Below are 6,371 nucleotides of genomic sequence, written 5' to 3'. Positions count from 1 at the left end.
GTTTTGGCATAGCGTTCAAAGCTTCCTTGGGCAAATGTAGTCTGTCTCATGGCTTTAATGATTGACGGTCGAACATGCTTCTATTAACGTTTCTCAATCAGGTTGCGTTTACTTAATCAGAGATTCCATAAGAGTTCTGACATCATTAAAATTGGCAAATGATCTATATAGTGAGTTCTGTTCGCAGGGTCTTTTTCAGAGATTTTTAAGCTGATCCGTTATTAGTTTGATTTTGATCAATAAACTGTGCCGGAACGATTTTTTGCACATGCAGGTCATACAGATGTAGATTTTTGGTAGTAGTGTGACACTAAAGAAGTCCAATACCGTCATCCATCACAGTTGAAATTATGCTGACCTTGTGAAGGAATGTCATCGGAAGCTGGAAGAAGCAATCACAGAATGGGAAAACGGATGTCTGAAAAAAATGTATTTTCTTTGCAAGGCAAGCGAGGCCTGATCATTGGTCTTGCAAATGAACACAGTATTGCTTATGGATGTGCACAGGTACTGAGCCAACAAGGCGCATTGATGGTGCTGTCTTGCGTAAACGAAAAAGCGCAACAATTCGTTGCGCCGCTGGCGACAGCGCTTGATGCGCCGCTGATCAGTTGCAATGTGGAGGATCCTACGGCGATAGCCAATCTGGTGGCGCAAGCGGCAGAGCATCTGGGACAACTGGACTTTGTTATCCACTCGATTGCCTGGGCACCAATGACCGATTTGCATGGCAGAGTCACGGACAGTTCCAGCGAAGGATTTTTGCGTGCGATGAATATTTCTTGTCACTCATTTGCGCAACTGGCACATCTGTGCGAGCCACATCTGAGTCCACAGGCGAGTTTGTTGACCATGAGTTACCTTGGCGCGGACGCGGCTGTGCCGCATTATGGATTGATGGGGCCAGTCAAAGCAGCACTCGAATCCATGGTGAAGTATCTTGCGACAGAACTGGGCGTGCAAGGAACCCGTGTGCATGCTATTTCACCTGGTCCAGTGCCTACCCGTGCTGCCTCTGGCCTGGAAGAATTTGATGTGCTGATGCAGAAGGCGCAACAACGTTCTCCTTTACATCGTCTGGTGACGCTGGAAGAAATTGGAAATCTGGCGGCCTTTCTGATCAGCGATGCCTCGTCGGGAATGACAGGTCAAACTTTATATGTCGATGCTGGCTACCACATCGTTAACTAGGAAAACAAGATGAGTGAACAACCGGGAAGTAATACCGATACACGTGAAGTCATTGCCAATGTGGTGTACGACGACATTGAGATAGGGCAGAGTGCCAGTCAGGTCCGTACGCTTAGCAATGCCGATATACAGGCTTTTGCTGCGTTATCTGGCGATGTGAATCCTGCGCATCTCGATGCTGCCTATGCGGAAAATACGTTATTCCACGGCGTGATTGCACACGGTATGTGGGGCGGCGCACTGATCTCCACTTTGCTGGGAACCGAATTGCCAGGTCCCGGAACTATTTATCTGGAACAGAAACTGCAGTTTGTTAAGCCAGTCCGGGTCGGCGATACCCTGACGATCACGGCGACGGTGACAGCAAAAGACGATATCAAGAAGCGGGTCACGCTGGACTGTAAGATCGTTAATCAGAATGGTGCTGCCGTTGTTCTGGGATCGGCGCTGGTGATCGCGCCGACGGAAAAAGTGAGTCGTCCGCGTTCGCATCTGCCGGAGTTAAAATTATTTGATGGCGCTCAGCGTCAGCAAATGATGCTGGCAAGCGTCAGCCATTTAGCGGCGATACGCTGCGCGGTTGTCCATCCTTGTGATGCTGACTCTTTGCAAGGCGCACTCGATGCTGGCAAGCAAGGTCTGATTATTCCTGTACTGGTCGCACCCAAGGCGAAGTTGGAACAGGTCGCTATTTCCGCTGGACTGGATTTGACCGGGATTGAGATCGTCGATGTTGCGCATAGTCACGCTGCTGCGGAACAGGCGGTAGCGATGGCGGCTGCCGGAACGGTTGAAGCACTGATGAAAGGTAGTCTGCATACTGATGAATTAATGCATGCTGTTGTTGCCTGTCATGCACTACGCACCAAGCGTCGTTTATCACATGTCTTCCGGTTTGACATTCCGATGTACGACAAAACGCTGTTGCTGACTGATGCGGCACTCAACATCGCTCCGACCCTGATGGACAAAGTCGATATTCTGCAAAATGCCATCAGTCTTGCGCATGCCTTGGACATTCCTTTACCTAAAGTCGCGATTTTGTCTGCCGTAGAAACAGTCACGCCTAAAATTGCCTCCACGATTGATGCCGCAGCATTGTGCAAAATGACGCAGCGCCAGCAGATTACCGGAGCGATCGTTGATGGACCACTGGCGTTTGATAATGCGATTTCAGCTGCCGCCGCACGTATCAAGGGAATTGATTCGCCTGTCGCGGGCAATGCCGACATTTTGTTGGTACCCGATCTTGAATCCGGCAATATGCTTGCCAAACAGCTGGAATATCTTGCTGGTGCTTCCAGTTGTGGCGTGGTGATCGGTGCCAGAGTGCCGATTGCGCTGACCAGTCGTGCTGATGGCGCTGCATCCAGAGTCGCTTCAGCGGCATTGGTGAAATTACTCGCGCATCAATACAGGATCAGCGCACCATGAACAGCCCCTCCAGTGAGCGTGTGGCCGCAATTCTGGCAGTGAATTGCGGTTCATCATCGATCAAATTTGCCTTGTACCCGGTCAGTGCAAAAAAGGTGCTCGCAGCAAGTTTATCTGGTACCGTAGAAGGTCTGGAACCAGGCGGTCAGGTCGTGATTCAGGTATGCGATCTGACCTCCGGTAGCGGAACTGAACAATTGAGTCTTTCCTTACCGGAGCAGGCATTAGGTCGCACATCAGAAAGTGCATCAGAAGGGGCCTCAGACGATAAGTTCACCCAGGCCTTGCTCCGATTACAGACATATTTACTTGCTCACAGTACGGGGATACAGATCGTGGCAGTCGCACATCGTATCGTGCATGGCGGTGATCGGTACTCTGATTCTGTGGTGATGAATGATGAGGCGATGGCGTATTTGCAAACGCTCAACTCTCTGGCACCTTTGCATCAGCCACATAATCTGGAGGGCGTGTTGGCATTTCAGCGAGTGTATCCCCTGATACCGCAGGTAGCCTGTTTTGATACCGGGTTTCATGCGACCATGCCAGAAGTCGAGCGGACACTGGCGTTACCTAAGGCTTTACGTGACAGCGGAATCCGTCGTTATGGATTTCATGGGCTGTCTTATCGTTATGTCTCCCAACAACTCATGCAGCATACGGTGGCGGCTGTCGGACGAGTGGTGATGGCGCATCTCGGCAATGGAGCCAGTATCTGCGCAATGCGTCGTGGTCTCAGTCAGGCAACGACGATGGGATTTTCTGCATTGGATGGTTTGATGATGGGAACCCGTTGCGGATCACTGGATCCTGGTGTTGTATTGCATCTGTGCCAGCAGGGCTGGGATGCGCCACGTCTGGAAACGATGATGTACAAACAATCGGGCTTGCTGGGCGTTTCTGGTATCTCTGCTGATATGCGTCGTTTGCGTGAAAGCGAACACCCTGATGCCCGTCGGGCAATTGATCTGTTCACTCACAAAGTAATACGTGAATCGGGTGCGCTGACGGCATGTATCGGCGGACTGGATGTGCTCGCATTTACCGGTGGTATTGGCGAACATGATGCCATGCTGCGTGAGCAGGTTGCACAAGGTTTGGCATATCTGGGCGTCAAGATTGATACGCAGAAAAACCAGCAGGCTCGTGGTGATGCTATCGCCGCGATTCATACCCCCGACAGCACTGTTGAATTATGGGTAGTGCCGACGGATGAAGGATGGATTGCGGCATCTGATGCAGCTACTTTGCTGAGCTAGCCAGCCATCGCTTTTTCATTGATAAAAAAGGTGGCGGAGTAAACAGATAGCGTAGTCGTCGCCAGCCGGATTGTTCCGACAGTTTTTGGATTAATACTGGCAGAAGTAATCCGGCCAGCATGCCTGCAATAATATGCAGACTGGCATTGTGCACATGCAGTAATTTGCTTAATACGATTCTGCTACCGCTGCCAGTCAGAATATGGATCAGAAAAATAGGCATGGAACAGCTGCCCAATAAAGCTAGCCAGTAGACCTGGGAAGGTATCAGCAACAATCTTTTTTGTGCCAACAGGCAGGAAACACTACATACCATCAGGATACCGAAAATAGCAGGTAATGCTTGCCAGAAGCTTTTGTCCGAATAGCGCAATCCCAGTGTTCCATGAAACAGATATTCTACGGCGATAAAAGCCAGCAGGCTGATGAGGCTGGCGAGCAGGGCCCGTTTCTCGATGATGCTCCTGAGTAAATGAAATTGCGTTCCCAGTAAAAAAAAGATCAAATAATTCGCTAAAAAATTGAATGGGAAAGGCCAATCCAGCCAGAATTGTGATGCCCATAAAACCATTGCTGGCAGCAGAATTTTCCAGGCAGATAATTGTCGCTGGACGCGGAACATGACGCTGCCAAATAGCATCACAACAAACAGCATTACGACAAACAAAGCATATAAAAACCAGAATTGTGCCCGTGGTTGCCAGAGCAAAGACAGCACCTCTGGAATGCTGGTTTTGGCTGTCGTGTAATGAGACAATGCGACTTCTGTAAAACCTTGCAGCAATGACCAAAGTACATACGGATACATCACACTGTCCGTTTTTTCTGCTATTAATCCGCTTTGGCCATATTTTTGTAGCGATGGTACAAAAAACAGGCCGGACAAGAAAAAGAACAACGGCATGTGAAAGCTATAGATGATGCTGTCTATCAGGCTGAATAGTGTTGCGTCCATTGGCATGCCAGCATTAAAAATACCTCTGCTGACATGGCCATATACGACGAGGATGATCCCGATACCTCTGGCATAGTCCACCCAAATATCGCGGTTTTGCATGTTGAATGTCAATGTGAAAAGTACCTGTTGTCTGGCGGATGATGTTCACATCGCTCTGAACGTCAGAGCGTGGCAACAGATATTGATGAGTTCTGACAGACAGGAATTATTTACCATTCAAAGGCTTCGCGACCGCCTTGATTTCTATGGCTTCACGTTTTTTATCTTTGTGTTCGATGACCAGCGTGATCGGAATCAGATCGCCATCTTTCACCTGCGCTTTTAAATCCATCAGCATCACATGATAACCACCGGGCTTCAACTCAACGACTTTGCCCGCCGGTAAGTCAAGCGACGGTACTTCACGCATTTTCATGACATTGTCAGTCATTTCCATTTTGTGCAATTCCACGCTCGCAGCAGCGGGTGATTTGACTTCAAGCAAACGTGCATCCTCGGTTGACTGTATCTGCATAAATGCACCAGTCGCTTTTTGCTGTGCGACGGTGGCTCTGACCCAGGCATGATCGATTTTAATATCTGCCAGAGCACTGCCAGCCATCAGGCCCAGAAAAGTGACAGTAGAGAATTTGTGTAACAAGGTCATACGAACATCCTTAAAAAACTGGTGAACTATTTATCTGCTTATCTCGTTATCGGATTAACTGATTAGAATTTAAAAACACTGAATTGCATCGTGCGGTGCCTCAGGATTTTCCGGCGGTAAAACCACCATCCACCATCAGTGGTGTACCCGTAATAAAGCTGGATTCGTCACTGAGTAAGAAAACGACAGCGCTGGCAACTTCTTCTGATTTACCCAAACGCCCCAGCGGATGCAGATCAATCAGAAATTGTCGCATATTGTCATCCAGTGCGGATAATAAAGGCGTATCGATATATCCGGGACATACGGCATTGACCCGCACACCTTTGCTGGCTGCCTCCAGTGCCAGCGTGCGCGTCAGGTTAACGACTCCACCTTTTGCCGCTGAATAGGCTGCGGTCATGCTTTGTCCCATCACGCCAAGAATAGAAGCGCAATTGACAATACTGCCGCTTCCTTGAGCGTACATCTGGCGCAAAGAGGCACGCGCAATACGAAAAACACCCGTCAGATTGATATCCAGAATGTGCAAAAAGTCTTCGTCTGTATATAAATCAGCCGGACTCATCCCGCCTATCCCCGCATTATTGAATACCCCATCCACACTGCCGAAATCAGCCACGGTTGCAGCGATTAACTGATCAGCTTGCGCACTTGAGCTGACATCTGTTGCGACAAAAATACATCGGCCTGTGTAGCGGCTGCTCAGATCGCTGGCGGTTTGCACGTGTTCGTCATGGGGCAAGTCAGCCATGATCACGTTGGCACCCTCTTGCATGCAGAGTTCCACAGTCGCTAGTCCGATACCACTGGCACCGCCGGTAACAATGATATTTTTATTTTGTAGTCGCATAACGATATCCTCCGTAACGAATGGCAAGTC

The 6,371-nt window shown here is 49.2% G+C and carries 6 protein-coding genes; 3 read left to right on the top strand and 3 right to left on the bottom strand.

Features of this window, described 5'->3' with window-relative positions:
* The first annotated feature begins 414 nt into the window (after positions 1–414).
* The 3 genes from fabI to ACO0LB_RS08405 are packed head-to-tail and all read left to right on the top strand — an operon-like array spanning position 415 to position 3,884.
* Positions 415–1,191: an enoyl-ACP reductase FabI gene (gene fabI, locus ACO0LB_RS08415; RefSeq protein WP_423048389.1), complete on the top strand. Its 777-nt coding sequence runs from the start codon at positions 415–417 to the stop codon at positions 1,189–1,191.
* 9 nt (positions 1,192–1,200) lie between these two features.
* Complete coding sequence (locus ACO0LB_RS08410; RefSeq protein WP_423048387.1) at positions 1,201–2,625, top strand: bifunctional enoyl-CoA hydratase/phosphate acetyltransferase; 1,425 nt, start codon at positions 1,201–1,203, stop codon at positions 2,623–2,625.
* The gene (locus ACO0LB_RS08405) at positions 2,622–3,884 is read left to right on the top strand and encodes an acetate/propionate family kinase (protein WP_423048386.1); all 1,263 of its coding nucleotides are present in this window, start codon (positions 2,622–2,624) and stop codon (positions 3,882–3,884) included. Before ACO0LB_RS08410 ends, ACO0LB_RS08405 begins: the two co-directional genes overlap by 4 nt.
* Here ACO0LB_RS08405 and ACO0LB_RS08400 read toward each other — a convergent pair.
* The 3 genes from ACO0LB_RS08400 to ACO0LB_RS08390 all read right to left on the bottom strand — a co-directional run bounded on the left by ACO0LB_RS08400 (position 3,868) and on the right by ACO0LB_RS08390 (position 6,341).
* Positions 3,868–4,941, bottom strand: coding sequence for an acyltransferase family protein (locus ACO0LB_RS08400; protein ID WP_423048385.1), 1,074 nt, complete (start codon positions 4,939–4,941; stop codon positions 3,868–3,870). The two genes, ACO0LB_RS08405 and ACO0LB_RS08400, sit on opposite strands and share 17 nt — an antisense overlap.
* Positions 4,942–5,047: 106 nt before the next feature.
* Positions 5,048–5,488, bottom strand: a complete 441-nt coding sequence (locus tag ACO0LB_RS08395) for a copper chaperone PCu(A)C (protein WP_423048384.1) — start codon at positions 5,486–5,488, stop codon at positions 5,048–5,050.
* A 100-nt stretch (positions 5,489–5,588) separates the two neighbouring features.
* Positions 5,589–6,341 carry an SDR family NAD(P)-dependent oxidoreductase gene (locus ACO0LB_RS08390; RefSeq protein WP_423048383.1) on the bottom strand — a complete coding sequence of 251 codons (753 nt, stop codon included), beginning with the start codon at positions 6,339–6,341 and terminating at the stop codon, positions 5,589–5,591.
* Between the last annotated feature and the right edge of the window lie 30 nt (positions 6,342–6,371).

It is taken from the genome of Undibacterium sp. SXout7W, assembly GCF_049339385.1.
GTDB lineage: Bacteria > Pseudomonadota > Gammaproteobacteria > Burkholderiales > Burkholderiaceae_D > Undibacterium.
The sequence above is the reverse complement of the archived record's forward strand: the minus strand, read 5'-3'. Positions and strand labels throughout refer to the sequence as shown.

What these genes read in the sequence shown, in the direction of transcription:
- fabI (WP_423048389.1), top strand. Translation starts at nt 415, where the DNA reads ATGTCTGAAAAAAATGTATTTTCTTTGCAAGGCAAGCGAGGCCTGATC.
- ACO0LB_RS08400 (WP_423048385.1), bottom strand. Translation starts at nt 4,941, where the DNA reads ATGCAAAACCGCGATATTTGGGTGGACTATGCCAGAGGTATCGGGATC.
- ACO0LB_RS08405 (WP_423048386.1), top strand. Translation starts at nt 2,622, where the DNA reads ATGAACAGCCCCTCCAGTGAGCGTGTGGCCGCAATTCTGGCAGTGAAT.
- ACO0LB_RS08390 (WP_423048383.1), bottom strand. Translation starts at nt 6,341, where the DNA reads ATGCGACTACAAAATAAAAATATCATTGTTACCGGCGGTGCCAGTGGT.
- ACO0LB_RS08395 (WP_423048384.1), bottom strand. Translation starts at nt 5,488, where the DNA reads ATGACCTTGTTACACAAATTCTCTACTGTCACTTTTCTGGGCCTGATG.
- ACO0LB_RS08410 (WP_423048387.1), top strand. Translation starts at nt 1,201, where the DNA reads ATGAGTGAACAACCGGGAAGTAATACCGATACACGTGAAGTCATTGCC.